This window comes from Pseudomonas sp. NKUCC02_KPG, from assembly GCF_019345465.1.
Lineage (GTDB): Bacteria > Pseudomonadota > Gammaproteobacteria > Pseudomonadales > Pseudomonadaceae > Aquipseudomonas.
This window is the reverse complement of sequence record NZ_JAHKRC010000015.1, coordinates 21,032-46,477: the sequence shown is the minus strand read 5'-3', so window position 1 is coordinate 46,477 and position 25,446 is coordinate 21,032. Positions and strand designations below refer to the sequence as shown.

The 25,446-nt window shown below is 59.3% G+C and carries 23 protein-coding genes; 11 read left to right on the top strand and 12 right to left on the bottom strand.

What is annotated here, in order from left to right:
• Nucleotides 1–18: 18 nt before the first annotated feature.
• The 3 genes from ahcY (at nt 19) to KO536_RS19230 (ending at nt 4,603) form a co-directional block, all read left to right on the top strand.
• Entirely contained in the window at nt 19–1,428 is a 1,410-nt protein-coding gene (gene ahcY, locus KO536_RS19240; RefSeq protein WP_219262660.1) for an adenosylhomocysteinase, read from the top strand.
• Nucleotides 1,429–1,528: 100 nt separating this feature from the next.
• Nucleotides 1,529–2,374 carry a methylenetetrahydrofolate reductase [NAD(P)H] gene (metF, locus tag KO536_RS19235; RefSeq protein WP_219262659.1) on the top strand — a complete coding sequence of 282 codons (846 nt, stop codon included), beginning with the start codon at nt 1,529–1,531 and terminating at the stop codon, nt 2,372–2,374.
• A 381-nt stretch (nt 2,375–2,755) separates the two neighbouring features.
• A complete protein-coding gene (locus tag KO536_RS19230) occupies nt 2,756–4,603 on the top strand; it encodes a DEAD/DEAH box helicase (RefSeq protein ID WP_133075188.1) in 1,848 nt (615 codons plus the stop codon).
• A gap of 104 nt (nt 4,604–4,707) precedes the next feature.
• Here the strand turns inward: KO536_RS19230 and KO536_RS19225 are convergent, their stop codons facing one another.
• Nucleotides 4,708–5,283: a YceI family protein gene (locus tag KO536_RS19225; RefSeq protein WP_133075189.1), complete on the bottom strand. Its 576-nt coding sequence runs from the start codon at nt 5,281–5,283 to the stop codon at nt 4,708–4,710.
• 32 nt (nt 5,284–5,315) lie between these two features.
• Nucleotides 5,316–5,867, bottom strand: coding sequence for a cytochrome b (locus tag KO536_RS19220; RefSeq protein ID WP_133075190.1), 552 nt, complete (start codon nt 5,865–5,867; stop codon nt 5,316–5,318).
• 273 nt (nt 5,868–6,140) lie between these two features.
• Between KO536_RS19220 and KO536_RS19215 the strand changes: the two genes are divergently transcribed.
• The 3 genes from KO536_RS19215 (at nt 6,141) to KO536_RS19205 (ending at nt 9,195) form a co-directional block, all read left to right on the top strand.
• Nucleotides 6,141–7,547: an adenosylmethionine--8-amino-7-oxononanoate transaminase gene (locus KO536_RS19215; protein ID WP_219262658.1), complete on the top strand. Its 1,407-nt coding sequence runs from the start codon at nt 6,141–6,143 to the stop codon at nt 7,545–7,547.
• 129 nt (nt 7,548–7,676) lie between these two features.
• Nucleotides 7,677–8,396, top strand: coding sequence for a 16S rRNA (uracil(1498)-N(3))-methyltransferase (locus KO536_RS19210; RefSeq protein WP_219262657.1), 720 nt, complete (start codon nt 7,677–7,679; stop codon nt 8,394–8,396).
• Between the two features lie 433 nt (nt 8,397–8,829).
• On the top strand, nt 8,830–9,195 hold the full coding sequence (locus tag KO536_RS19205; RefSeq protein WP_257623006.1) for a DUF6124 family protein: 366 nt from the start codon (nt 8,830–8,832) through the stop codon (nt 9,193–9,195).
• A 5-nt stretch (nt 9,196–9,200) separates the two neighbouring features.
• Here KO536_RS19205 and KO536_RS19200 read toward each other — a convergent pair whose 3' ends face one another.
• The 3 genes from KO536_RS19200 to KO536_RS19190 are packed head-to-tail and all read right to left on the bottom strand — an operon-like array spanning nt 9,201 to nt 11,741.
• On the bottom strand, nt 9,201–10,103 hold the full coding sequence (locus KO536_RS19200) for a transporter substrate-binding domain-containing protein (protein WP_133075193.1): 903 nt from the start codon (nt 10,101–10,103) through the stop codon (nt 9,201–9,203).
• 24 nt (nt 10,104–10,127) lie between these two features.
• Nucleotides 10,128–10,478: a RidA family protein gene (locus KO536_RS19195; protein WP_219262656.1), complete on the bottom strand. Its 351-nt coding sequence runs from the start codon at nt 10,476–10,478 to the stop codon at nt 10,128–10,130.
• A 30-nt stretch (nt 10,479–10,508) separates the two neighbouring features.
• Nucleotides 10,509–11,741, bottom strand: a complete 1,233-nt coding sequence (locus tag KO536_RS19190) for a D-amino acid dehydrogenase (RefSeq protein WP_133075195.1) — start codon at nt 11,739–11,741, stop codon at nt 10,509–10,511.
• 108 nt (nt 11,742–11,849) lie between these two features.
• On the opposite strand from KO536_RS19190, the gene KO536_RS19185 reads away from it, so the two are divergent.
• Nucleotides 11,850–12,758 (top strand): LysR family transcriptional regulator, encoded by a 909-nt coding sequence (locus tag KO536_RS19185; protein WP_133075196.1) that lies wholly within the window; start codon nt 11,850–11,852, stop codon nt 12,756–12,758.
• 124 nt (nt 12,759–12,882) lie between these two features.
• Here the strand turns inward: KO536_RS19185 and KO536_RS19180 are convergent, their stop codons facing one another.
• The 3 genes from KO536_RS19180 to KO536_RS19170 all read right to left on the bottom strand — a co-directional run bounded on the left by KO536_RS19180 (nt 12,883) and on the right by KO536_RS19170 (nt 16,580).
• Nucleotides 12,883–14,874: a pyrroloquinoline quinone-dependent dehydrogenase gene (locus tag KO536_RS19180; protein WP_133075197.1), complete on the bottom strand. Its 1,992-nt coding sequence runs from the start codon at nt 14,872–14,874 to the stop codon at nt 12,883–12,885.
• Nucleotides 14,871–15,245, bottom strand: a complete 375-nt coding sequence (locus KO536_RS19175) for a hypothetical protein (RefSeq protein WP_133075198.1) — start codon at nt 15,243–15,245, stop codon at nt 14,871–14,873. The genes KO536_RS19180 and KO536_RS19175 overlap by 4 nt, the downstream gene beginning before the upstream one ends.
• 75 nt (nt 15,246–15,320) lie before the next feature.
• Nucleotides 15,321–16,580 (bottom strand): sodium:proton antiporter, encoded by a 1,260-nt coding sequence (locus KO536_RS19170; protein WP_219262655.1) that lies wholly within the window; start codon nt 16,578–16,580, stop codon nt 15,321–15,323.
• A gap of 215 nt (nt 16,581–16,795) precedes the next feature.
• Here KO536_RS19170 and KO536_RS19165 point away from each other — a divergent pair, with 215 nt between their 5' ends.
• Entirely contained in the window at nt 16,796–17,182 is a 387-nt protein-coding gene (locus tag KO536_RS19165; RefSeq protein ID WP_133075200.1) for an MAPEG family protein, read from the top strand.
• A 137-nt stretch (nt 17,183–17,319) separates the two neighbouring features.
• Here KO536_RS19165 and KO536_RS19160 read toward each other — a convergent pair whose 3' ends face one another.
• A complete protein-coding gene (locus tag KO536_RS19160; protein ID WP_219262654.1) occupies nt 17,320–18,474 on the bottom strand; it encodes a murein transglycosylase A in 1,155 nt (384 codons plus the stop codon).
• A 128-nt stretch (nt 18,475–18,602) separates the two neighbouring features.
• Here KO536_RS19160 and KO536_RS19155 point away from each other — a divergent pair, with 128 nt between their 5' ends.
• Nucleotides 18,603–19,052 (top strand): cytochrome c, encoded by a 450-nt coding sequence (locus KO536_RS19155; protein ID WP_133075202.1) that lies wholly within the window; start codon nt 18,603–18,605, stop codon nt 19,050–19,052.
• 135 nt (nt 19,053–19,187) lie between these two features.
• Here the strand turns inward: KO536_RS19155 and KO536_RS19150 are convergent, their stop codons facing one another.
• From KO536_RS19150 to KO536_RS19140, 3 genes are all read right to left on the bottom strand, one after another.
• Nucleotides 19,188–19,583, bottom strand: coding sequence for a DUF1090 domain-containing protein (locus tag KO536_RS19150; protein ID WP_133075203.1), 396 nt, complete (start codon nt 19,581–19,583; stop codon nt 19,188–19,190).
• Nucleotides 19,584–19,770: 187 nt separating this feature from the next.
• Nucleotides 19,771–20,961: a methionine adenosyltransferase gene (metK, locus tag KO536_RS19145; protein WP_133075204.1), complete on the bottom strand. Its 1,191-nt coding sequence runs from the start codon at nt 20,959–20,961 to the stop codon at nt 19,771–19,773.
• Nucleotides 20,962–20,980: 19 nt separating this feature from the next.
• Nucleotides 20,981–21,976, bottom strand: a complete 996-nt coding sequence (locus KO536_RS19140; protein WP_133075205.1) for a metalloregulator ArsR/SmtB family transcription factor — start codon at nt 21,974–21,976, stop codon at nt 20,981–20,983.
• Between the two features lie 261 nt (nt 21,977–22,237).
• Here KO536_RS19140 and tkt point away from each other — a divergent pair, with 261 nt between their 5' ends.
• Nucleotides 22,238–24,235, top strand: a complete 1,998-nt coding sequence (gene tkt / locus KO536_RS19135) for a transketolase (RefSeq protein WP_133075206.1) — start codon at nt 22,238–22,240, stop codon at nt 24,233–24,235.
• 148 nt (nt 24,236–24,383) lie between these two features.
• The gene (gene epd, locus KO536_RS19130; protein ID WP_219262653.1) at nt 24,384–25,439 is read left to right on the top strand and encodes an erythrose-4-phosphate dehydrogenase; all 1,056 of its coding nucleotides are present in this window, start codon (nt 24,384–24,386) and stop codon (nt 25,437–25,439) included.
• Nucleotides 25,440–25,446: the final 7 nt, after the last annotated feature.

Genomic DNA, 25,446 nt, shown 5'->3' with positions numbered 1-25,446 from the left:
AACGAATGGAGGCTCTTGATGAGCGCTGTAAACACGCCTGCAGGTTTTACCGACTATAAAGTCGCTGATATGTCCCTCGCCCAATGGGGCCGTCGCGAAACGTTCATCGCCGAGTCCGAAATGCCAGCCCTGATGGGTCTGCGCCGCCGTTATGCAGCAGAACAACCGCTCAAGGGCGCGAAGATTCTGGGCTGCATTCACATGACCATCCAGACCGCCGTACTGATCGAAACCCTGGTTGCCCTGGGTGCCGAAGTGCGTTGGTCCTCGTGCAACATCTTCTCGACTCAGGATCAGGCTGCCGCTGCTATCGCTGCTGCCGGTATCCCGGTTTTCGCCTGGAAAGGCGAGACTGAAGAAGAGTACGAGTGGTGCCTTGAGCAAACCATCCTCAAAGATGGCGAGCCTTGGGATGCCAACATGATCCTCGACGACGGCGGCGACCTGACCGAGCTGCTGCACAAGAAATACCCGGCCATGCTGAAAAAGATCCACGGCGTGACTGAAGAAACCACCACCGGTGTTCACCGTCTGCTGGACATGCTGGCCAAAGGCGAGCTGATGATCCCTGCGATCAACGTCAACGACTCGGTCACCAAAAGCAAAAACGACAACAAGTACGGCTGCCGTCACAGCCTGAACGATGCCATCAAGCGTGGTACTGACCACCTGTTGTCCGGCAAGCAAGCACTGGTCATCGGCTACGGTGACGTGGGCAAGGGTTCGGCCCAGTCCCTGCGTCAGGAAGGCATGATCGTTAAAGTGTCCGAAGTTGACCCGATCTGCGCCATGCAAGCCTGCATGGACGGTTTTGAAGTGGTTTCGCCGTTCATCAACGGCCAGAACGACGGCACTGCTGCCAGCATCGATGCTGCGCTGCTGGGCAAGATCGACCTGATCGTGACCACCACCGGTAACGTTAACGTGTGCGACAAAAACATGCTGGCTGCGCTGAAAAAACGCGCCGTAGTGTGCAACATCGGTCACTTCGACAACGAAATCGACACCGCTTTCATGCGCAAGAACTGGGCATGGGAAGAAGTGAAGCCACAGGTTCACAAGGTTCACCGTACTGGCCTGGGCGAATTCGACCCACAGAACGACGACTACCTGATCCTGCTGGCCGAAGGCCGTCTGGTTAACCTGGGCAACGCCACAGGTCACCCAAGCCGCATCATGGACGGTTCGTTCGCCAACCAGGTTCTGGCCCAGATCTTCCTGTTCGCCCAGAAGTACGCTGACCTGCCAGCCGAGCTGCAAGCCGAGCGCCTGACCGTAGAAGTCCTGCCGAAGAAGCTGGACGAAGAAGTGGCCCTGGAAATGGTTCGCGGCTTCGGCGGCGTGGTCACGCAACTGACCAAGCAACAGGCTGACTACATCGGCGTTACCGTCGAAGGCCCGTTCAAGCCAGACGCTTATCGCTACTGATTAAAAAAGGCGGTCAGGCTTGCACTGACCGCCTTTTTTTTGTGTGAGTTCAGCGTCAGGGGGCATCACTGGCCTCCTTCGCGTACGCAAGGGTATTCCCATGTCTCAAGACCGTCGTTTCAGCTTCGAGTTCTTCCCGACCAAGACCGATGCTGGACATGAAAAGCTGATGAACACGGCTCGCCAACTGGCGACCTACAACCCGGATTTTTTCTCCTGCACCTATGGTGCCGGTGGCTCGACCCGCGACCGCACGATCAATACCGTGCTGCAGCTGGAGAGCGAAGTAAAAGTGCCTGCTGCACCGCACCTGTCCTGCGTGGGTGACAGCAAGGCCGATTTGCGCGGCCTGTTGGCCCAGTACAAGGCTGCAGGTATCAAACGCATTGTTGCACTGCGCGGCGACCTGCCTTCGGGTATGGGCATGGCCAGTGGTGAGCTGCGCTACGCCAATGACCTGGTGAGCTTCATTCGTGAAGAAACCGGCGATCACTTCCACATCGAAGTGGCCGCCTACCCGGAAATGCACCCGCAAGCGCGCAACTTCGAAGACGATATCAGCAACTTCGTACGCAAGGCCCAAGCTGGCGCTGACAGTGCGATCACCCAGTACTTCTTCAACGCCGACAGCTACTTCCGTTTTGTCGAGCGCGTGGAAGCTGCAGGAGTGATGATCCCTATCGTGCCGGGCATCATGCCGATCACCAACTACAGCAAGCTGGCGCGTTTTTCTGACGCCTGTGGTGCTGAAATCCCGCGCTGGATCCGCAAGCAACTTGAAGCCTATGGCGACGATACGCAGAGCATCCAGGCGTTTGGCGAGCAGGTCATCAGCGAAATGTGCGAGCGCCTGCTTGATGGCGGCGCACCGGGGTTGCACTTCTACACCCTGAACCAGGCTGATCCGAGCCTGGCGATCTGGAACAACCTCAAGCTGCCGCGCTAAACAGAAAACGGTAGTCGCTGCCGCAGGCTGCGAGAAGGTCCGATGGGCCTTCGAGGGAACGGGTTGCTTCGCAACCCTTCGCAGCCTTCGGCAGCGACTACAGGTTTTTTGGCTCCTCTTGAAAAAACCGTTGGGCAGCATGAAATCGGCGCGCCGTGATTGCTCTGTTATACTCCGGGCTTTCCGCCAGGCTTACGCCCGGCCGCTCGTCCTTGTACAAGCCACTCAACCCCGCTACTGCGCAGCTCTTGCCCGCGCGAGCGGTGCGCATGAGCCTTGTGGACTGGAGCAGGACCGGACGGGATTGCGTCATCTTAAACGCCATTCACGCCAGGCAAGACTATCCCTTTGGGCCAAGCCCTAACTAGAACAGGATTTCTCATGTCCTTTGCTTCCCTCGGTCTCTCCGAGGCTTTAGTCCGCGCCATTGAAGCTGCGGGCTATACCGAGCCTACTCCGGTGCAACAGCGGGCCATCCCCGCCGTGTTGCAAGGTCGCGACCTGATGGTTGCGGCTCAGACAGGTACTGGTAAAACCGGCGGCTTCGCTCTTCCGATCCTGGAAAAGCTGTTTCCCAATGGCCACCCGGACAAATCCCAGCGCCACGGCCCACGCCAACCACGCGTGCTGGTCCTGACACCGACCCGCGAACTCGCCGCCCAGGTGCACGAGAGCTTCAAGCTCTATGCCCGCGATCTGAAGTTCGTCAGCGCCTGCGTGTTCGGCGGTGTGGGTACCAACCCTCAGGTCCAGGCTCTGGCCCGCGGTGTTGACGTACTGGTTGCCTGCCCGGGTCGTTTGCTCGACCTGGCCGGTCAAGGCAGCGTAGATCTGTCCCACGTTGAAATCCTGGTGCTCGACGAAGCCGACCGCATGCTCGACATGGGCTTCGTCCATGACGTGAAAAAAGTCCTCGCGCGTCTGCCAGCCAAGCGTCAAAACCTGCTGTTTTCGGCGACGTTCTCCAAGGACATTACCGATCTGGCCGGCAAGCTGCTGCGCAACCCGGAACGTATCGAAGTTACGCCACCCAACACCACGGTCGAGCGTATCGAGCAACGGGTTTTCCGTCTGCCCGCTACCCACAAGCGTGCCCTGCTGGCGCACTTGATCACCGCAGGCGCCTGGGAACAGGTTCTGGTCTTTACCCGGACCAAGCACGGTGCCAACCGTCTGGCCGAGTACCTGGACAAGCACGGCCTTAGCGCTGTGGCCATCCACGGCAACAAGAGCCAGAACGCACGAACCAAAGCCCTGGCCGACTTTAAAGCCGGTGCCGTACGCATTCTGGTAGCGACCGATATCGCCGCTCGCGGCCTGGATATCGATCAGTTGCCACACGTGGTCAACTTCGAGCTGCCAAACGTCGACGAAGATTACGTTCACCGTATCGGCCGTACTGGCCGTGCCGGTCGTTCGGGTGAGGCCATCTCGCTGGTCGCTCCGGACGAAGAAAAACTGCTGAAAAGCATCGAGCGCATGACCCGCCAGAAAATCGCCGATGGTGATCTGATGGGTTTTGACTCCAGCACCGTAGAGGCCGAAAAGCCTGAAGTACGCGAGCGTCCGGATGTGCGTAACCCGCGCAACACGCCACGCGGTCCACGTGGCGACGGTCCGGGTAACCCGGGCGGTGGCGGCGGTCGTAAAGACAAGGGCAAGGAAAAGAGCAAAGAAAAACCGGCGGCTGCTCGCAGCGAGCGTCCAGCTCGTGAGCAAAAGCCACGCGAAGCTCAGCCTGCCCGTGAGCAGCGTCAGCCAGCGCCTCGTTCAGACGCCAACCGTGCGCCGGACGAGTTCCGTGATGACGATGTGGACAACTTTGGTAACCGCGCTGATTACGTCAGCCCGTACCAGAACAAAAACAACCAGAGCCGCGGCCGTCGTCCGGGAGCTCCGGCTCAAGGCACTGGCGCAGCACCTGCCGCGCGTACCGGTGGTCGTCAGAATGCTCCGCGTACTGGCAGCGGCGCTACCACTGGCACACCGCCTGCCAAGCGCAGCGGTCCACGCAGTGGTGCCCCGCGTGACGGTCAAGCCCGTCGCGAAAACCGCCCGGCCCGTGACGATGCCCGTCAAGAGCCAGCGGTTAAAGGCCCACGTGAGAATCAGCCGAAGATCATGCACAAAGAGTCGAAAAGCGATCGCTTCCCGACGCCTGAGCAGCTCGATCAACTGCCGAACCGCCCTCGTGGCGAGAAGCCGGCACTGCTGACGCGTAACCGCTGAGTCTAAAGCGCCCTCACGGTAGAGAGGGCGCTTTTGATCCGCACAAAAAAACGCCCCGGCTTTCGCAAGCCGGGGCGTTTTTTGTTAGCCGTATAGAAGCGCTATTACTTGGCCTTCACGCCTTCGAGCGAGATATCCAGGCTCAGGGTCTGATCCTTGCTTGGGGATTTGATGCCGAAGTCGCTCAGGTTCACAGTCGTGGTCGCGTTGAAGCCAGCGCGTTCGCCACCCCATGGGTCCTTGCCTTCGCCGTTGAACGTTGCCTTGAAGGTCACAGGCTTGGTCACGCCGTGCAGGGTCAGATCGCCTGTCACGTCAGCTGTTTTGTCGCCAGTCGGCACAACCTTGGTCGACTTGAAGGTCGCTTCCGGGTACTTGCTCACGTCCAGGAAGTCTTTGCTGGCGATGTGCTTGTCACGTTCTGCGTGGTTGGAAAACAGGCTGGCGGTTTTCAGGGTCACGTCAATCTTGCTGTCGGCAGGCTTGGCTGCATCCCACGAGAATGTGCCGCTCCAGTCCTTGAAAGTACCGTGAATGAAGCTGAAGCCCAGGTGGCTGACTTTCCAGTCGATAAAGGCGTGCTGGCCTTCCTTGTCGATGGTGTAGTCAGCAGCCATGGCCTGGCCTGCGGTCAGCAGTGCGGTACCGAGAGCGAGCGCAGCGAGGGTCTTTTTCAACATGCTTTCTTTTCCTTTTGAGTTGAGGTCGAGCATCAGGCTTTGCGCCCCAGCATACGAGTCAGGGTCGCATCACGATCTATAAAGTGGTGTTTCAAAGCGATCAGACCATGCAAACCGGCAAAAATCACCACGGTCCACGCCAGGTATAAGTGCACGACACCGGCCACATCGGCCTGGTCGGGCAGGTTGGAAATCAGTGCAGGGACTTCAAACAGGCCGAAGACCGGGATGCCCACGCCTTCTGCGGTGGAGATCAGGTAGCCGGCGATCATCACGGCAAACAGGCTCAGGTACAAAAAGCCGTGGCCGAGTTTGGCCCCAATACGCGTTGCCTTGCTGTAACTGGCCAGTGCCGGTGGCGCCGGGCTGATCCAGATCCACAGTACACGCAGCACCATCACGGCGAGCAACGTCAGGCCAATGCTTTTATGCAGGTCAGGGGCTTCTTTGCGCCAAGGGCTGTAATAGTCCAGACCGACCATCCATAAACCCAGGGCGAACAGTCCGAACACCGCGAGCGCAACGGTCCAGTGCATGAGAATGCTGACGGCACCATATCGAGAAGAAGAGTTACGTAGCTGCATTGCCAACATCCTGTAGGAACTTGGATCTAAGACTAATGGTTTACCTATCGATTGAAAGCTCATTTTTTAGCTGCAAGGTATCGATAAATACGATGTGTAGCCTGTGAGGCAATAATTAAGCAAACGTTAACAATATTTAGTGTCCTTCTTGCGGGTCTGCAAGCGTCTATACGCTGCCGGAATTTGTAATGGGTTGTGACACGCCTGCGGATTGCATAGGCTTGCGCGATTGTTTACCCGCAGATGTCGGGAACCAGCGCCAGGAGAGTGGAAATGGGCCTGAATAATCAGTGGATGCAGCGCGACCTTGCCGTGTTATGGCACCCCTGCACCCAAATGAAGGATCACGAGCAACTGCCGTTGATCCCGATCAAGCGCGGCGAAGGTGTGTGGCTTGAAGACTTCGAAGGCAAACGTTACCTGGATGCGGTGAGTTCCTGGTGGGTCAACGTGTTTGGCCACTGCAACCCGCGTATCAATCAGCGCATCAAGGATCAGGTCGATCAACTGGAGCACGTGATCCTTGCCGGTTTCAGCCATCAGCCGGTGATCGAACTGTCCGAGCGTCTGGTGAACATGACGCCTGAAGGGCTGACTCGTTGCTTCTACGCCGATAACGGATCGTCGTGTATCGAAGTTGCGCTGAAAATGAGCTTTCACTACTGGCTCAATCGCGAACAGCCGAATAAAAAACGCTTCGTGACCCTGACCAACAGCTACCACGGCGAAACCATGGCAGCCATGTCGGTGGGTGATGTGCCGTTGTTCACCGAAACCTACAAGGCGTTGCTGCTCGATACCATCAAAGTGCCTAGCCCCGATTGCTACCTGCGCCCCGAAGGCGTGAGTTGGGAAGCGCACTCTCGCACGATGTTTCTGGCCATGGAACAGACACTGGCCGAGCATCACGACACGGTTGCGGCGGTGATCGTTGAGCCGCTGATCCAGGGCGCGGGCGGCATGCGCATGTACCACCCGGTCTACCTCACACTGCTGCGCGAGGCCTGTGATCGCTACGGCGTGCATCTGATCCTCGATGAAATCGCCGTGGGCTTTGGTCGAACCGGGACGATGTTTGCCTGTGAGCAGGCGGGCATCACACCGGACTTCCTGTGCCTGTCCAAGGCGCTGACCGGTGGCTATTTGCCGCTGGCTGCATGCGTCACCACGGACGAGGTGTACAGCGCGTTTTATGATGACTACCCGACCTTGCGCGCCTTTCTGCATTCCCATAGCTACACGGGTAATCCGCTGGCCTGCGCGGCGGCCCTGGCGACGTTGGATATCTTCGAAGAAGACAACGTGATCGAAAACAACAAGGCCCTGGCGCAACGCATGGCCAGCGCCACCGCGCATCTGGTAGACCATCCCCATGTCTCGGAGGTGCGTCAGACTGGTATGGTCCTGGCCATTGAAATGGTCCAGGACAAAGCCAGCAAAACTGCATACCCGTGGCAGGAACGTCGAGGCCTGAAAGTCTTCCAGCACGCGCTGGAGCGGGGCGCGTTGTTGCGTCCATTGGGCAGCGTGGTGTATTTCTTGCCGCCTTACGTGATCACCCCGGAGCAGATCGACTTTTTGGCCGAGGTGGCCAGTGAAGGGATCGACCTTGCGACGCGCAACGACATCAGCGTGGCCGTGCCGTCGAACTTTCATCCAGACTTCCGTGACCCGGGTTAAACCGCAGCATCCCCTTGTAGTCGCTGCCGCAGGCTGCGATGGGCTGCGCAGCAGTCCTGTCCGCCCTGGAGCTCTTCGCAGCCTGCGGCAGCGACTACAAAGTACAGAGCCCTTTTCCAGAGAATATAAATGAGATTGTCCCGCTTCTTTATCGACGCTCCCTTGAGCCTTGGTGAACATGAGTTGCCTGAGGCCCAGGCGCATTACATTGGCCGCGTGCTGCGTATGGCCGAGGGCGATGCCCTGCAGGTATTCGACGGCTCGGGCCAGGAGTTTCTGGGGCGCTTGCTGGAAGTCGGCAAAAAACGCGTGCGCGTGTTGCTGGACGAAACCTTTGTCGGGCAAATCGAATCGCCATTGGCCATTCACCTCGGCCAGGGCCTGTCCCGTGGCGAGCGCATGGACTGGGCGATTCAAAAGGCCACTGAACTGGGGGTCACTGAAATCACGCCGATCATGAGCGAGCGCTGCGAAGTGCGGCTCAAGGACGAGCGCGCCGACAAGCGCCTGGCCCACTGGCGGCAAGTGGCGATCAGTGCGTGCGAGCAATGCGGCCGTTCGCGGGTGCCGGTGATTCATCCGCCAGTGCTGCTCGGCGACTGGATCAAAACCACGCAGGCTGACTTGAAACTGGTGCTGCACCCGGTATCGGAGCCCTTGGCCAGTCACGCCAAGCCTGCGACGCTGGCGTTCTTGATCGGCCCTGAAGGCGGCCTGACCGACAACGAAATCGATCTGGCCCAAGCCGCCGGCTACCAGCCTGCACGCCTTGGCCCACGGGTGCTGCGCACCGAAACCGCGCCGGTGGTAGCCCTGGCCGTGGCGCAGCAGTTGTGGGGCGATTTCTAAGTCAGCCTCAGCCCTTTTTTGCTTTTGTGGGAGCGGGCTTCAATTTCAGTGGTTTCGTACGACGTTTCGCTTTCATTCTCGTGAATCATCCGAGAAGATTCCGTTCGCTTGCGCCTGTCCATTTCGGGGAATAGTCTCGGCCAATCGCTGCAAAACAGCGGTCGGGTTTAGTAGCCTGGTAGATGAGCAAGGCGCAAGGCGCCACCTTAGTGAGGCGCTTTTTTTCGGCCCCGCTTTATGGTGGCCGTGCGCAGGGCGCCTTCGGGCGCGCCGGTTTCCGAGCTCACCGGTCTACTAACCTGCGTACGGCTGCCACCCGTTCGTTTAGTAGCGACTTGGGGGCAGCTCCCTAAACGAGTTCGGAGCTAGCCATGAAAAAATCACCCCCGATCCACCCGTTTCTCCCCTCGATGCTGCTGACAGTAACGACCCGTTGCTGGATCGTATCGCCGTCGAACGTGCGCTCAATTACTACCTGCAAAACCATAAGCCTTATCGCCCTATAGGCACGGCCATGCTGGCCATCCCGGACAGTGTCAATTCAGAAGCGGCTTTGGCCCAGGCGTCAGACTTGTTGCGCTGTGCGGGTGCCTGCGCGAATGAGGCGGGGAATGGCCTGAGCGGGCCTGCGCGCGATTTGGTGTTGTCGGTCATGCACTTGGTGGAGCTGGCCAAGGGTTATGTCGACAAGTCGCTGGATACGCTGGCAACGCACGGAAGCAGCACGCGCCTGAGTGCAGCAGGCGCGTCTTGGGACAGCTGGTTTGAAGGTGAGGGTGTAACGGAAGACTTTTTTTGACGCCCTTACTCCACCGGATCACTCACCGGCTTGGCGATGATCTGTTTTAGCTCGGCGGTCATCGGGAATTCCAGGTTCAGGCCGTTGGGCGGGATCGGTTGTTCAAACCAGCGCTGGTAAATGCTGGTGATTTCACCGGACTGATACAAATCAGCCAGGGTCTTGTTGACCACCGCCAGGAACTGCGGGTCGTCCTTGCGCACCATGCAGCTGTAGATTTCCCGGGATTGTTCATCCCCTACAACCACCCATTTGTGCGGATCACGGGCTTTGGCGCGTTCGCCGTAAAGCAGCGCGTCGTCCATGTAAAACGCTACGGCGCGGCCGGTTTCGAGCATCTTGAAGGCTTCGCCATGGTCTTTGGCGCTGATGACGTTCATGCCCATCTTGTGGTCGGCGCTGTAGCTTTTGATGAAGCGCTCATTGGTGGTGCCAGCCGTCGTGACGACGTTCTTGTCCCGCAAATCATCGAAGCCCTTGATGCCGCTGTCCTTGGCGGTCAGCAATTGGCCTTTGACGTAAATAAACCCATAGGAAAACGCCACCTGCTTTTGCCGCTCGGCGGTCACGCCGGTTGAGCCGCACTCCAGGTCAACGGTGCCGTTCTGCACCAGCGGGATACGGGTTTGCGAAGTCACCAGGTTGTATTTGACCTTCAGCGGTTTGTCGCCCACTTGCTGCTGGATACGTTCAACGATTTTGTTCGCCAACTCCACCGAATAGCCCATCGGTTTGCCGCTGTTGTCCCCGACATACGAAAACGGTACCGAGGCATCGCGATAACCCAAGGTAATACTTCCGGAGTCGGCGATTTTCTTTAGCGTGCCTTGCAGCGGCGTCTCATTGGCTTGCACGGTGTGGCTGATCAACAGGCCCAGGGTGCAACTGATCAAGGTAAGTTTTTTCATGTTGTTGTTTTCCCTTAAAACAGATTAATGACGAACGGCAATCACGCTTATTTCCACCAACACCTGAGGCCGTGCCAGTTCGGCTTGCAGGGTGGTGCGGGTAGGCGCCTTGCCTGCCGATAGCCAGGCTGACCACACGGCATTCATGGCGGCGAAGTCGCGCTGAATGTCTTGCAGGTAAATGGTGGCGTTAAGGATGTGGTCCTTGTCGCTGCCGGTTTCGGCCAGCAGTGCGTCGATCTTGCTCAAGACCTCTTGAGTCTGTGCCGTGATGTCCTCGCTTTGCGTAGGAACTTGTCCGGACAAAAATACCAGCGCCTCGAACGTCGCGGCGGCGCTCAAACGGTCATTGCTGTTGATGCGGGCAATCGTCATCGGGCATTCCTTCTGGTTGGGAGGGTGCACTCAGGCAGCCAGGCCTTGCAGGTCAATGGACGTTTTACGGTGTGCAATTAGCTCGCTCAGCAAGCGCCCGCTGCCACAGGCCAGGGTAAAGCCCAGCGCGCCGTGGCCCAGGTTGAGCCACAGGTTGCGGTAGCCACTGGCGCCAAGAATGGGAACGCCACTCGGGGTAGCAGGACGCATGCCAGCCCACTCGATAGCGTCGTGATAATCGCCCGCTTCCGGGAAAGTACTGCTGGCCAGTTGGCGCATTTGCGCCAGGCGCTTGGGGTCCAGCGAGGGATCGAAGCCGACAATGTCGACCATCGCGGCAATGCGCAATTGCTCGCCAATGCGGGCGTAGACAATTTTGCGGTCGTAGTCGGTGATGCTCACCTGTGGCGCTTTTTGCGGGTCGGTCAGGGCAAGCGTGAGGCTGTAGCCCTTGAGCGGGTACAGCGGCAGGTTCATCCCCGGCAGGCGCAGGGCCGGGCTGTTGTGCCCCGCTGCGAGCACAAGTTGATCCACCGCCAGCACCTCGTCGCCCATTTCCACAGCCTGGACTTCACCGTTGGCATGACGCAGGCGGGTGACGGTTTTACCCAGCAAGAACGTGCAACGGCCACTGGCCTGCAAGCGGGCGACCAGTTGTTGGCAGAACGCGTGGCAGTCACCGACCTCTTCGCTCGGGGTGTAGATACCTCCCACAAATGCCGAGCCTTGCAGGCCGGGTTCCAGGCTGGCGCATTCGCTGGCGGACAGCGCGTGTTGAAATGAGCTGTGGATAACTTTTTTGCGCGCTTTGTCGAAGTGGCTGCGTTCACGAAACGCCACCAGTTTGCCGTTGCGCTGCCAGGCGAAACCGTCCAGCTGATCTTCTTCGCGCCATTGCTGCAATGTGGCCTGGCTGAGCAATGCCAGACGCAGCAAATGCGCGCCATTGCGCTGGTTCACCGAACCACGGCACGCGGCTATAAACGACGCCAGCCAGCGCCATTGGGCCGGGTCCATGCGTGGGCGCAGCTTGAGCGGCGAGTCGCCGCGCAGCATCCAGCCCACCGCTTGCAAGGGCACACCGGCATCGGCCAGGGGGGCGACGTAGCGGTAGGAAAGCTGACCGCCATTGGCAAAGCTGGTCTGGCTGCCCAGGGTGGGCTGGGCCTCGATCACGCTCACGTCAAAGCCGTCGCGCACCAATGCATACGCCGTTGCCAGCCCGATAACGCCCCCGCCGATGATGCAAACTCGCTGTGCCATGTCAGTCCCTAGCCACTGTTGAACAGGCTTCAGGTTAGGGGCAGGTGACAGGCGGCGAACAATGAATAAAGATGGTCCTCCCATAAACAAAGGTTATGGACTGCTGCCATGCGCTTGCGTCATATAGAAGTGTTCCAGGCGATTCGCCAAACCGGGTCGGTGAGTGCGGCTGCCCAGTTGCTGCATGTCTCCCAGCCTGCGGTGAGCAAGGTGCTGCAACACGCTGAACAGCGGTTGGGGTTCCCGCTGTTTCTGCGGGTGCGCGGCAAGTTGCAGCCCACCCCCGAAGCGCTGTTGCTGGAGCGCGAAGTCGACAAGGTGACCGAGAGCCTGCAAGGTGTGCAGCGCCTGGCCGAAAGCCTGCGCCGTGAGCCGGGGCATCGTTTGCGCATTGGCAGCACGCCCGCGCTGGCGTTGTCACTGTTGCCGCCGGTGATCAGCGAGTGGACCCGTCGTTATCCCGATATCAACTGTGAACTGGCCAGCGCCCACAGCCGTGAGCTGGTGCAGAACCTGTTGATGCGCGAACTGGACGTGGCCCTGACCTTCAAGCTGCCCGATCATCCGGGGCTCAAGGCGCGGGCGCTGGCCCACGGTGTACTCGTAGCGCTGGCGCCGCGGGGTTACTGGGCGGATGAAAGCGAAGGCGTACCGCTCGCACTGGATGAGCTGGCGGACGCGCCGTTGATCGGGCTGAGCAGTGCCGATCCGCTGTTTGCCCGGCTGGACAGCTACCTGCAAGCAGTAGAGCCACCGCCGCGCATCAGCATCGCGGTGCAGACCTATTCGCTGGCGCGGGCGATGGTGGAGTCGGGTGCGGGGTTGGCGGTGATTGATCCGTTTACGGCGTTGGGTGCTTCACGGGCAAGCACCTTGATCCGGCCCTTGAGCCCGGCGCTGCCGATTACGCTGTACGCGGTGACCCGGGCGGACGAAGCCCCGGCGCATACGCTGGAAGGGTTGCTGCAATTGTTCGCCGAGCGGGCCAGCGAGCAGTTGCAGCGGTTGGCGGGCTGATCAAACATCCGTGTAGCCGCTGCCGCAGGCTGCGATCGAGTCCAAAGGGTTCGCGTTTTTTCCAAGAGCGAAGGTCCTTCGGCCCTTATCGCAGCCTGCGGCAGCGACTACAGGTTATTTTCTGTTACTTGGGCAGTGCGTACACCACCACCTGGTCCCCTACCTGATCTTTCATGATCGAGTTGCCGCCCGCCACAAACGCCACATATTGTCGGCCTTTGTATTCATACACGGCAGGGTTGGCGACGGCAGGGGCCATGACGATGTCCGACCACAGCTCTTTGCCGTCTTCCAGGGCATAGGCACGGACCTTGGCATCCATCGATGCACCAATGAACACCACGCCACCTGCGGTCACTGCCGGGCCACCAATGGTCGGCGAGCCCATGTCTTCAGGCATGTACCAACCCCACTGCTGGACGGCGCCCATCGGACGACGCCATTTCACGTCACCGGTGCGCATGTCGATCGCCACGATTTCACCGAAAGGCGGTGCCCAGCACGGCATGCCTGCCCAGTTCTGTGCGTTGAGCAAACTCATGCCGTAAGGCGCGCCGATCTGTGGGTAGAAGCCGTTCTCGTTGCCTGCAGTTTTGGGTTGCTTGTCGTAGGAGGCGCGGTCCCACAGCTTGATCATCTGCACAATGTGGGAGGTGTTCACAATGGCGACCTGGCTGACCGGATCAAACGCTACACCGCCCCATTGCACGCCACCGGCACTGTCCGGGTAGGCCAGTACGCCGTTGCCTTTGGTGCTGGGCGGCGAATACATGCCGTTGTATTCCAGGCCGTCCCACATTTTTGTGCACTGGCCAAAACCGACAATGTCGGCGATTTTCCAGATCGCCGGTTTTTTCGATTGATCCATCAACGGTGCAGGCTTGGTCGGGAACGGTTGGGTTGGCGAGTACACCTCTCCAGCAGCATCACCCTGGGGTACAGGGCGTTCTTCAATCGGCCATACGTCCTCGCCGGTGCGGCGGTCAACGGTGAACAAAAAGCCCATCTTGGTCGCTTGCACCAGTGCTGCCACGGGCTTGCCGTTGACGGTGATGTCCATCAGCGTCGGGGCCGAGTTGATGTCGTAGTCCCATATGTCGTGGTGAACCCACTGACGAGACCACACGACCTTGCCGGTGTTGATATCCAGGGCCGTGGTGGAAGTGCCCAGCGGAATCGGCTTGGTCCGGTTGCCGCCCCAATAGTTGGGTGAAGGCGAGGACACGGGGATATACAGCAAGCCCAGCGCCGGGTCATACGACATGGCTGTCCAGATGTTGGCAGTGCCGGTTTTGCCTGCCTCTTCCTCGGGGATCGGCTTGAATTCCCACTCCAGCGCGCCGGTGCGGGCATTGAGGGCAAACAGTGAGCCCGGGGATTCAACTTCGTATTCCCAGTCTTTACCGGCCCAGCCCACGATCAACTTGTCACCGATGACGGTGGGTGGCTGCAACTGTGACAGCGGCCATTTCGCGTTCATGGTGTTCCATTGGTTGACGTCCACCACCCCGTTTTTGCCGAAGCCTTCGCAAGGCTTGCCGGTGTCGGCGTCTACCGCGTAGAGCTGCGCGGTCATGTTGCCCAGGTAGACGACCTTCTGGCAGGCCACGCCCGCTTGAGGGGTTTTTTCCTGCCAGTAGGCCACGCCACGTGATTTCAGCGCGGGCTGGGTTTCGGCGACCAGTTTCGACTTGGTGTCGTAGGTCCACTTTTCTTTGCCGGTCTCGGGCTCCAGGGCAATGATCCGGTAAAAAGGCGTGCCGACGTACAACGTGTCATTGGCAAAAATAGGTGTCGCGGACCAGACCGACGGCGGGATTTTGCCGGTGCCCGTGGACATGTCGCCGGTGAAGTATTCCCAGACCTTGGTCAGTTTGCCGACGTTGTCCTTGTTGATTTGAGTCAGGGGCGAATACTTTTGCGAGCTCAGTTGCCCGTGGAAACTGTCCCACTCCTTGCCGCTGGGGATCGGCAGTTTTGCGTCCTCGGCAGAGATGCTGGACGGTGCCAGCAAAGGCGGCGGGACGGTGTAGGTGTCTTGCGCGTGGACGCTGGAAACACCCGCCAGCAAGCACAAGGCCGGAGCTGTCAAAAACTGTTTTGTGATCGCGCTCATATCGCGCTCCTTGTTGGCTTGCCGGCAAAGGTTTCAATGATCACACCCAGGGCGTAGATCCCCAGAACGGCGGCTGTCCACCAACCGTGCAGCAGGCATGCGGCAAACGTTGTTCCGATCACACCGACCCAGGCCAGGAAGAGGACGAAATTTCGCAGACCTCCCGCCCTGGCTTGAGCCAGCACCACCCCCAGGACAAACAGCACAAACTCGGCCAGCATCGCCGTCATTGCCCCCCCGGAATCTGTCACCCCGGACAAGGGAGTGAAGAACCGCCAGGCGGTAATGCCCAGAGCAATCAATGCGGTGATGATCATGATGTTGGCGCCCAGAGGGCGCCTGGGTGGTGCATAGGCAGCAGAAGTACTCATCCCGTTCCCCTTTGTGTGTCATGCCTTAAGGCCTCAGGAACGTGAGTGTAGCCAAGGCGGGGAAAAACACCGGGATCAGTGCGCGTGCTCAACCTCTACCGGCGCATCCTTGGTCACGTGCTTGACCAGTTTGCCGATGGTCAAACCCTGGAACAGGATCGAGGACAGCACCACGATGTAGGTGATACTCAGGATCAGGTCACGCTCCGGGCCCAGTGGCAATGCCAGGGCCAGCGCTACCGAAACACCGCCGCGCAGGCCACCCCAGGTCAGGATGCGGATGGTGCCCCGTGGCACGGTACGCCAGCGGCGCAGCAGGACAATGGCCGGTGCCACGGTCAAGAGGCGCGACAGCAAAATGGCCACGGCCAGAACGCTGGCCGCCAGCAAATGCAGCCATGAGAACGGCAGCAGCAACAGTTCCATGCCAATCAGCGCGAACAGCAGCGCGTTGAGCATGTCATCAAGCAACTCCCAAAAACCGTCCATGTAGCGACGGGTCATCTCGTTCATGGCCTTGTTACGGCCCAGATTACCGATGATCAGACCTGCGACAACCATCGCGATCGGCGCCGACACATGCAGTTCACTGGCCATGGCCGAGCCGCCGATCACCAGTGCCAGGGTCAGCATCACTTCGATCTGATACTGCTCGATGCTCTTGATCATCCGGTACACCAGGTAACCGATCAAACCACCGAACACCACGCCGCCGATGGCTTCGTGAATAAACAGCATGGCCGTGGCACTCAGGCTCGGGGTTTCGCCCAGTTGCAGGATGCCGAGCAACACGGTGAACACCACAACAGCGGTGCCGTCATTGAACAGCGACTCGCCCACGATGGTGGTTTTCAGCGGTTTGGAGGCGTTGGCGGTCCGCAGTACACCCAGCACGGCAATCGGGTCGGTGGGGGAGATGAGTGCGCCGAACAACAGGCAGTACAGGAAACTGATATGCCAGCCGAACAGGGCAAAAATCCAGTACGCCAGGCTGCCGATCACGGTGGTGGCGATCAGCACACCGACGGTGGCCAGCAGGCCAATCGGCCAGCGATAGCTGCGTACATCATTGATATTGACGTGCAGGGCGCCTGCAAACAGCAGGAACGACAGCATCCAGTTCATCAGCAGATCGCCGAAGTCGATCTGGCCGATCAGTTCTTGCACGCGCTCTTCAAGGCCCGGATAACCGATAAAGCTCAAGCCTTGCAGCAGCAACGAAAACATTAGGGCAGTGACCATCACGCCAATCGTCGGCGGCAGGCCGATAAAGCGGAAGTTCACGTAAGTCAGTAGTGAGGTCAGGCAGATAAACGCAGCAACAAGCTCAAGCATCCGGGATCCTGTGGTGGCGAGAATGAATGGAAACCCGATCAGTACGGGTTATGTTTGGATGCAGGCGCGGGCATCAGGGGCACATCCCCGGGGTGTGGCAAATGGGCGCGATGTGCGAGGTCATTGACCACGCAGTTGCACTGAGGTTGCATGTGCGCACTGGCGCTGTAGCAGGCCACCCATACTCGTGTTGAAACTCTAAAAAGGAAATTCCAATGACGGTTGCCTTCTGGTGTGTGCTTATTGCCTTCTGTTTGACCTATGTGTGTACCGCTTTTGCCAAGTTCAGCGACGGCAAGTTCGGGCCCAAACAAAACCATGATCCACGTACGTTTCTGGACAACCTTCAAGGCTTTGCCAAGCGTGCCCACAGCGCCCAGCTCAACAGCTTCGAAGTGACCCCGGCCTTTGCGGCGGCGGTGATCATTGCCGATATCGTAGGGAACGCCCAGCCCGTGACCATTGATGTGCTAGCGGTTCTGTTCGTTACCAGCCGCATGCTGTACATCATCTGCTACCTGGCCGACTGGGCGATCCTGCGCTCCATCGTGTGGTTTATCGGCATGGGACTGGTGGTCAGCTTCTTTTTTGTGTCGATGTAAACGCAAGCCAATAACCAATGTGTGGGAGCGGGCTTGCTCGCGATGCAGACAATCCGGTTTGCCTGATGCACTGCGGTGATGCCATCGCGAGCCAGCCCGCTCCCACAAAGGTTTGGTTTCATTGCATGCAGGTGGTTTTACTGCGGCAGCGCCGCGCCTTTCGGCCATAGCAGCCAGATATTGCCCTTCTGCTTCATGTCGCCCGCAATCTTCCCGGCTTCAGGGCCGGTGCCCACGAAGAAATCGGCCCGCACTTCGCCAGCAATGGCGCCACCGGTGTCCTGGGCGGCTACCGGGCGTACGATGGGCTGGCCATCAGCCTGGGTGGTCGACAGCCACAGCAGGCTGCCCAGCGGGATGACCTTGCGGTCCACCGCCACGCTGTAGCCAGCCGTCAGCGGCACGTTCAGCGAGCCGCGCGGGCCTTCGTTGCTGTCCGGGTTCTGGGTGAAAAACACGTAGCTCGGGTTGCTGGCCAGCATCTCGTGGACCCGTTGCGGGTGAGCCATGGCCCAGGTGTGAATGGTGCCCATGGTCACGTCTTCTTTTTTCAGTTCGCCCTGTTCAACCAGCCAGCGGCCAATCGGTTTGTACGGATGGCCGTTCTGGTCGGCATAGCCGATGCGCAGCTGGCGGCCATTGTCGAGTTGAACCCGGCCCGAGCCCTGGATTTGCAAAAACTGCAGGTCCATCGGGTCGGTCAGCCACGCCAGTACCGGTGCTTGCAGGCCTTTGCTGTTAATGGTCTCTGCGGTGTCGTAAGGCTTGAGCACACGGCCCTCAAGGCGACCGCGCAGGCGTTTGCCTTTGAGCTCGGGGTAGATGCTGTCCAGGTTGACCACGATCAAGTCAGCCGGTACGCCATAGATGGGTACGTTGGCGGCCTGGGTCGGCTTGAGGCTGCCGGGGTAAACCGGTTCGTAGTAACCGGTGATCAGGCCGTCGCTGCTGCCTTCGGCCGAGCGCAGGCTGTACACGTCGAGGTGGGTTTGCAGGAAGTTGCTGATGTCGGCCACGCTCGGGCTGGCAGGCAAGGCGGCTGCGTCACTGCACACGGGGCCCCAGTTGGGGTCGGCCTTGAGTCGGGTACAGGCGCTGCGCCATGAAGCAAAACCGCTTTGCAGGTCGCTGCCCGTCACTTCAGGCAGTGCGCTCCAGTCAGCCTTGCTGTAGGTCGTGTGGGGTTCTGGCTGGGTGGCATTCTTGTCGGCGTCCTTGTCGGTGCCGTTACATCCGGCCAGCAACAGGGCAACGGGCAACGCCCAGGCCAGAGGCTTGAAAAATGTGTTCATGGGTGAAATTCCTTCGAGGTTTGCCGAGGCCGGATAACCCTCTGGCAATCCTTGTATTCAATAGGGGTATTGGTCTTTGCAGGTGACGCGAGGATACTGGCGACCGATTTCCGTGACCTGAAGCGACCATGACTTTTAAACGATTGACTGTTGTTGTGCTGGCCTGCCTGACGTTGTCTGCGTGTGGCGGGGTGGATCCCGATTCGCCGCTGGGCCAGCGTAAAGCGATTTTCAAGCAGATGCTAAAAACCAGCGAAGACCTGGGGGGCATGTTGCGAGGTCGGATTCCCTTTGACGGTCCGCGCTTTACCGAAGGTGCCATCAAGTTGGACGCTTTGGCTCACGAGCCGTGGAAGCATTTCCCACAGGTTAAGGAGTCCGACCTGACCAGTGCTACCGATGATGTCTGGCAAAAGCAGGAGCGTTTTCAGCAACTGGCGCGCCAGTTGGAGGGCGCAACCGGTGAGTTGGTGATCGCCAGCCAGGTACAACCCTACAAAGCCAGTAACCTGACGCCTGCCGTGCAGAAAGTGGAAGACACCTGCAGTGCGTGCCACAAGGAATTCAGGAATCACTGAGTAAAGATCAGCCGGTACCCGCCTTCTGTGGGAGCGGGCTTGCTCGCGACAAGCACGACTCGGGACTTCTGAATCACCGAGGTGCTGCCATCGCGAGCAAGCCCGCTCCCACACAGGAGATCCGTATCGCGAGACTTATTTATCCAGCTGATCCAGCGCTTCTTGCAGTTCCTTGCGCGATTCGGCCAGCTTGTTTTTGCGTTTGTCGATTTTCTCCGGGTCGCCTTTCTTCATGGCTTTGTCCAGATCAGCCTGGCGCTTGCTCACTTCGTGCTTGGCTTCCAGCACCTTGTTTTCACGTTCCTTGCGCAGGCCCGCGTCAGTGCAGTGCTCGGTGACTTCGCTCAGGGCTTTTTCCAGGCCCGCGACCTGGTTGCTGTTGCCGTGCGCGCGGGCCTGCTCAAGTTGCAGGGTGATGGCTTGTTTCTTGGCAGCGCAACCGGTCAGTTCCGGCGCTGCGTCTGCGGCCATCAGAGGCGTTGCCAGCAGGCCGCAAACAGTCAACAGGGCGAGCGGTGAAAGTAATTTCATAAATGGCTCCATGACAAAAGATGACAATTAAATAAGGCTGAAAAAACGCCACGCAAGCGCGTTTCGGCTGATCCAAACCGTGGATGTTAGCAGCATCCGCAGGCAAGCAATCCGTCGAACGTTATCCATGAGCAGCAAAAAGCCCCGAACAGTCACCTGTCCGGGGCTTCTGGTGCAGCAGGCTTAATTACAAACCGGCGGCAGCGCGCAGCTCTTCAGCGCGGTCGGTACGCTCCCACGTGAACGTGGTGAAGGTATCGTCGCCAACGGTCTTGATCTGCGGCGTACGACCGAAGTGGCCGTACGCTGCAGTTTCCTGGTACATCGGGTGCAGCAGGTCAAGCATGGTGGTGATGGCGTATGGACGCAGGTCGAATACGTCACGTACCAGCTTGATGATTTTCTCGTCGGAAATTTTGCCAGTACCAAAGGTGTTCAACGAAATCGAAGTCGGTTGAGCGACGCCGATAGCGTAGGAAACCTGAATCTCGCAGCGCTCAGCCAGGCCGGCAGCCACGATGTTCTTGGCCACGTAACGACCGGCGTAAGCAGCCGAACGGTCAACCTTGGATGGATCCTTGCCCGAGAACGCGCCGCCGCCGTGACGGGCCATGCCGCCGTAGGTGTCAACGATGATCTTGCGACCGGTCAGGCCGCAGTCGCCCACCGGGCCACCGATGATGAACTGGCCGGTAGGGTTGATGTGGAACTGGGTGTCCTTGTGCAGCAGCTCGGCTGGCAGCACGTGCTTGACGATCAGTTCCATCACGCCTTCGCGCAGGTCGGTGTACGACACTTCAGGGTTGTGCTGGGTCGACAGCACGATGGCGTCGATGGCGACAACCTTGCCGCCTTCGTAACGGCACGTTACCTGGGACTTGGCGTCCGGGCGCAGCCACGGCAGCAGGCCGGATTTACGGGCCTGGGCCTGGCGCTGTACCAGTTGGTGCGAAAAGGTGATCGGTGCAGGCATCAGCACGTCGGTTTCGTTGCTGGCGTAGCCGAACATCAGGCCCTGGTCACCGGCGCCCTGATCTTCAGGCTTGGCACGGTCAACACCCTGGTTGATGTCAGGGGACTGCTTGCCAATGATGTTCATCACGCCGCAGGTAGCACCGTCGAAGCCGACGTCGGAGCTGGTGTAGCCGATGTCGGTGATCACGTCACGAACGATCTGCTCCAGGTCGACCCAGGCCGACGTGGTGACTTCGCCCGCGATGATTGCTACGCCGGTTTTCACCAGAGTCTCGCACGCCACACGGGCGAACTTGTCTTCAGCAATGATGGCGTCCAGCACCGCGTCAGAAATCTGGTCGGCGATTTTGTCCGGATGCCCTTCAGACACGGACTCGGAGGTGAAAAGGGAGTATTCGCTCATCTCGACGGTTTCCTAATATTTACCGATGGTGAGTGTCGCCAGTTGGCCGCTGAAAGTGGCGGACCTGAAGCTGGAAACCATTACGTAAGCCTACATAGAGGCTTTCCCCGGGAACGAGTCCCGCAGCGGTGGCCCAATGGGCCAGATCATCTTGTTCAAAACCCAGCCACAAATCACCGCATGCCTCGCGGGCCCACGCCTGATTATGGCTGCACAACTCTGTTATCAGCAGGCTGCCGCCCGGCTGCAGCAAGGTTGCCAGTTGCTGAAGTGCTTCGGCCGGTGCGGCGAAATGGTGCAGGACCATGTTCACGACAACGCAGTCGGCTTGCAGCTGTGCATCGTGTAGCGCGTCGGCCAGGATCAGGCTGACGTTGTTCAGTGACTCGCGTTCACAGAGCTGGCGGGCCAGCCCAAGCATGACCGGGCTGTTGTCCAGCGCCGTGACCTGATGGAAGCGGCGAGCCAGGTCGGGCAAGAAGCTGCCATCGCCGGGACCGACTTCCAGGGCCGTGGCCGCCGGGTCGAAGCTCAGTTTGTCGAGCAGCGTCAAAACGCTGTCCCGGTATTGCGGCAAGCCGGCGATCAAATCCTGTTGAGCGCGAAACTTCTCGGCTACGCGTGAGAAAAAGTCCTGACTGGCGGCTGCACGCTGTGCATGTACTGCGCTGATTCGCGCTTGTACATCGGTGGGCAAGGTCAGGTTATCGACCTCTTCCAGCAGCGCAGCATGGAGTTTTCCGCCTGGTTGCTCGGTGTGGGGCAGGGCACGGCGATAAAAAATCGCATTGCCTTCGCGTCGTGTTGCGACCAGCCTGGCTTGAGACAGCACCTTGAGGTGGTGACTCATGCCTGATTGGCCAGTGGCAAAAATCTGCGTCAGCTCCAGCACACCAAACGAATCGTTGGCCAACGCGCGCAGCACATTGAGTCGCAGCGGATCGCCTCCAGCCTTGCACAGGGCGGAGAGCTCGTCGCTATCGTCATGGCGGATTGAAGGCATGCGTAAGTTCATGGGGCCGCAGTCTAGTTACCCCGTACAGCCCCCGCAAGTTCAATATCGAAAAGTTTTGATATTGGTCGATAAGTGGCGCGTTTGTCGGAGAGTGTGTGCTTATTAACGAAACGAAATGTCCGATCCTTAACAGGTTGAACGGTTAAGCACAGGAAAAACGCCTCTTGCGACTATCTGTCATTGCCCCGAGGGCGTTGCCTGAGGGAAAATGCTCGCCTTTTTTCCGTTTCGATTTAACTTTCAATACCCAGGAGAACAGCGATGCCCAGCCGTCGTGAGCGTGCCAACGCCATTCGTGCACTCAGCATGGATGCCGTGCAAAAAGCCAACAGCGGCCATCCAGGTGCCCCTATGGGTATGGCGGATATCGCCGAAGTACTGTGGCGCGATTATCTGAAGCACAACCCGAGCAACCCTTCGTTCGCTGACCGTGACCGCTTTGTGCTGTCCAACGGCCACGGTTCGATGCTGATCTACTCGTTGCTGCACCTGACCGGCTATGACCTGTCGATCGACGACCTGAAAAACTTCCGCCAGCTGCACAGCCGCACCCCGGGTCACCCGGAGCTGGGCTACACGCCGGGCGTTGAAACCACCACTGGCCCGCTGGGTCAGGGCCTGGCCAACGCTGTGGGCTTTGCCCTGGCAGAAAAAGTCATGGGCGCTCAGTTCAACCGCCCTGGCCATAACGTCGTTGATCACCACACCTACGTGTTCCTGGGTGATGGCTGCATGATGGAAGGCATTTCCCACGAAGTTGGCTCGTTGGCCGGCACTCTGGGTCTGAGCAAGCTGATCGCGTTCTACGACGACAACGGCATCTCTATCGATGGCGAAGTTGAAGGCTGGTTCACCGACGACACGCCAAAGCGTTTCGAAGCCTACAACTGGCAAGTGATCCGTAATGTTGACGGTCACGACCCGGAAGAAATCAAGACCGCGATCGAAACCGCACGCAAAAGCGACCAGCCAACGCTGATCTGCTGCAAAACCACCATCGGTTTCGGCTCGCCGAACAAGCAGGGCAAGGAAGACTGCCACGGTGCTCCACTGGGCAACGACGAAATCGCCCTGACCCGCCAGGCCCTGAACTGGAACCACGGTCCGTTTGAAATCCCGGCTGATATCTACGCCGAATGGGATGCCAAGCAAGCCGGTGCTGCGGTTGAGTCCGAGTGGGACAAGCGCTTTGCTGCCTACGCGGCCGAGTTCCCTGAGCTGGCCGGCGAGCTGTCCCGTCGCCTGAGCGGCAAACTGCCTGCTGACTTCGATGCCAAGGCCAACGCCTACATCGCTGAAGTCGCGGCCAAGGGCGAAACCATCGCCAGCCGTAAAGCCAGCCAGAACGCATTGAATGCCTTTGGCCCACTGTTGCCAGAACTGCTGGGCGGCTCCGCTGACCTGGCCGGTTCCAACCTGACCCTCTGGAAAGGCTGCAAAGGTGTTTCGGCTGAAGACGCCAGCGGCAACTACGTGTACTACGGCGTACGCGAGTTCGGCATGAGCGCCATCATGAACGGTGTTGCCCTGCACGGCGGCCTGGTGCCTTACGGCGCGACCTTCCTGATGTTCATGGAATACGCCCGCAACGCCATCCGCATGTCGGCCCTGATGAAGCAGCGCGTGATCTATGTGTTCACCCATGACTCCATCGGTCTGGGCGAAGACGGCCCGACGCACCAGCCGGTCGAGCAATTGACCAGCCTGCGTACCACGCCGAACCTGGACACCTGGCGCCCAGCCGATGCGGTGGAATCCGCAGCGGCCTGGAAATTCGCCCTGGAGCGCAACGACGGCCCGTCGGCGTTGATCTTCTCGCGTCAGAACCTGAACCACCAAACCCGTGATGCTGGCCAGATTGCCGACATCAACCGTGGTGGTTACGTGCTGAAGGATTGTGCAGGCGAGCCTGAACTGATCCTGATCTCGGCCGGTTCCGAAGTGGGCCTGGCGGTTCAGGCTTACGAGAAGCTGACCGAGCAAGGCCGCAAGGTACGTGTTGTATCGATGCCATGCACCAGCGTGTACGAAGCTCAGGATGCAGGCTACAAGCAGTCGGTTCTGCCGCTGCAGGTGAGCGCCCGTATTGCGATCGAAGCGTCCCACGCGGACTACTGGTACAAGTACGTGGGCCTGGAAGGCCGCGTCATCGGCATGACCACTTACGGCGAGTCGGCGCCTGCGCCAGCCTTGTTCGAAGAGTTCGGCTTCACCCTGGAAAACATCCTGGGTCAGGCTGACGAGTTGCTGGAAGACTAAAGCAAGCCGCGGTGGCCCTGGCTGCCGCGTTTTAGTTAGTCGCTGCCACAGGCTGCGAAGGGCTGCGTAGCAGCCCGTTTTTTTGAAGGTCGTGCGGTCTTGATCGCAGCCTTCGGCAGCGACTACAGGCTTTTAATAAGAGAACCCCATGCCCCAACCGCGTCCCTACAAAGTTGCACTCAACGGCTACGGCCGGATTGGTCGTTGCGTCCTGCGTGCGTTGTTCGAGCGAGGGGCCGCTGCCGGGTTTGAAATTGTTGCACTCAATGATTTGGCCGATATGGCCAGTCTCGAATATTTGACGCGCTTCGACTCCACCCATGGCCGGTTTCCCGGCGAGATACGGATCGAAGGCGACTGCCTGCATATCAATGGCGACTGCGTGAAAGTGTTCCGCAGTGCCACCCCCGAGGGGATCGACTGGGCTGCCCTGGGTGTTGACCTGGTGCTGGAATGCTCCGGCGTCTACAACACCCGCGCCGACGGCCAGCGTTTCCTTGATGCCGGGGCTCCCCGCGTGCTGTTTTCGCAACCGATGGCCAGTGACGCCGATGTTGACGCCACCATCGTCTACGGCGTTAACCAGCACAGCCTGACCGGCGAAGAACGACTGGTGTCCAACGCCTCCTGCACGACCAACTGCGGCGTGCCGCTGCTGCGTTTGCTGGATGAGGCATTGGGTCTTGAGTATGTATCGATTACCACCATTCACTCGGCGATGAACGATCAGCCCGTGATCGATGCCTACCACCACGAAGATCTGCGTCGTACACGCTCGGCCTTTCAGTCGGTCATTCCGGTCTCTACCGGCCTGGCCAAGGGCATTGAGCGTTTGTTGCCGGAACTTGCCGGCCGAATTCAAGCCAAAGCGGTGCGGGTACCGACATTGAATGTGTCGTGCCTGGATATCACCCTGACCACGGCACGGGACACCGATGCCGCAGAGGTGAACCGCCTGCTGCGCGAGGCGGCCACCTGCGGCCCGCTCAAAGGCTTGTTGGCCTACACCGAGTTGCCCCACGCCAGCTGTGATTTCAACCATGACCCGCATTCGGCCATTGTCGATGCCAGCCAGACCCGCGTTTCCGGCCCCCGGCTGGTGAACCTGCTGGCCTGGTTCGACAACGAATGGGGTTTTGCCAATCGAATGATCGATGTGGCAGAGCACTATTTGCACGTTACTCACCCCAAACCCGCTCTCTAACATTAGA

What these genes read in the sequence shown, in the direction of transcription:
- ahcY (WP_219262660.1), top strand. Translation starts at nt 19, where the DNA reads ATGAGCGCTGTAAACACGCCTGCAGGTTTTACCGACTATAAAGTCGCT.
- metF (WP_219262659.1), top strand. Translation starts at nt 1,529, where the DNA reads ATGTCTCAAGACCGTCGTTTCAGCTTCGAGTTCTTCCCGACCAAGACC.
- KO536_RS19230 (WP_133075188.1), top strand. Translation starts at nt 2,756, where the DNA reads ATGTCCTTTGCTTCCCTCGGTCTCTCCGAGGCTTTAGTCCGCGCCATT.
- KO536_RS19225 (WP_133075189.1), bottom strand. Translation starts at nt 5,283, where the DNA reads ATGTTGAAAAAGACCCTCGCTGCGCTCGCTCTCGGTACCGCACTGCTG.
- KO536_RS19220 (WP_133075190.1), bottom strand. Translation starts at nt 5,867, where the DNA reads ATGCAGCTACGTAACTCTTCTTCTCGATATGGTGCCGTCAGCATTCTC.
- KO536_RS19215 (WP_219262658.1), top strand. Translation starts at nt 6,141, where the DNA reads ATGGGCCTGAATAATCAGTGGATGCAGCGCGACCTTGCCGTGTTATGG.
- KO536_RS19210 (WP_219262657.1), top strand. Translation starts at nt 7,677, where the DNA reads ATGAGATTGTCCCGCTTCTTTATCGACGCTCCCTTGAGCCTTGGTGAA.
- KO536_RS19200 (WP_133075193.1), bottom strand. Translation starts at nt 10,103, where the DNA reads ATGAAAAAACTTACCTTGATCAGTTGCACCCTGGGCCTGTTGATCAGC.
- KO536_RS19195 (WP_219262656.1), bottom strand. Translation starts at nt 10,478, where the DNA reads ATGACGATTGCCCGCATCAACAGCAATGACCGTTTGAGCGCCGCCGCG.
- KO536_RS19190 (WP_133075195.1), bottom strand. Translation starts at nt 11,741, where the DNA reads ATGGCACAGCGAGTTTGCATCATCGGCGGGGGCGTTATCGGGCTGGCA.
- KO536_RS19185 (WP_133075196.1), top strand. Translation starts at nt 11,850, where the DNA reads ATGCGCTTGCGTCATATAGAAGTGTTCCAGGCGATTCGCCAAACCGGG.
- KO536_RS19180 (WP_133075197.1), bottom strand. Translation starts at nt 14,874, where the DNA reads ATGAGCGCGATCACAAAACAGTTTTTGACAGCTCCGGCCTTGTGCTTG.
- KO536_RS19175 (WP_133075198.1), bottom strand. Translation starts at nt 15,245, where the DNA reads ATGAGTACTTCTGCTGCCTATGCACCACCCAGGCGCCCTCTGGGCGCC.
- KO536_RS19170 (WP_219262655.1), bottom strand. Translation starts at nt 16,580, where the DNA reads ATGCTTGAGCTTGTTGCTGCGTTTATCTGCCTGACCTCACTACTGACT.
- KO536_RS19165 (WP_133075200.1), top strand. Translation starts at nt 16,796, where the DNA reads ATGACGGTTGCCTTCTGGTGTGTGCTTATTGCCTTCTGTTTGACCTAT.
- KO536_RS19160 (WP_219262654.1), bottom strand. Translation starts at nt 18,474, where the DNA reads ATGAACACATTTTTCAAGCCTCTGGCCTGGGCGTTGCCCGTTGCCCTG.
- KO536_RS19155 (WP_133075202.1), top strand. Translation starts at nt 18,603, where the DNA reads ATGACTTTTAAACGATTGACTGTTGTTGTGCTGGCCTGCCTGACGTTG.
- KO536_RS19150 (WP_133075203.1), bottom strand. Translation starts at nt 19,583, where the DNA reads ATGAAATTACTTTCACCGCTCGCCCTGTTGACTGTTTGCGGCCTGCTG.
- metK (WP_133075204.1), bottom strand. Translation starts at nt 20,961, where the DNA reads ATGAGCGAATACTCCCTTTTCACCTCCGAGTCCGTGTCTGAAGGGCAT.
- KO536_RS19140 (WP_133075205.1), bottom strand. Translation starts at nt 21,976, where the DNA reads ATGAACTTACGCATGCCTTCAATCCGCCATGACGATAGCGACGAGCTC.
- tkt (WP_133075206.1), top strand. Translation starts at nt 22,238, where the DNA reads ATGCCCAGCCGTCGTGAGCGTGCCAACGCCATTCGTGCACTCAGCATG.
- epd (WP_219262653.1), top strand. Translation starts at nt 24,384, where the DNA reads ATGCCCCAACCGCGTCCCTACAAAGTTGCACTCAACGGCTACGGCCGG.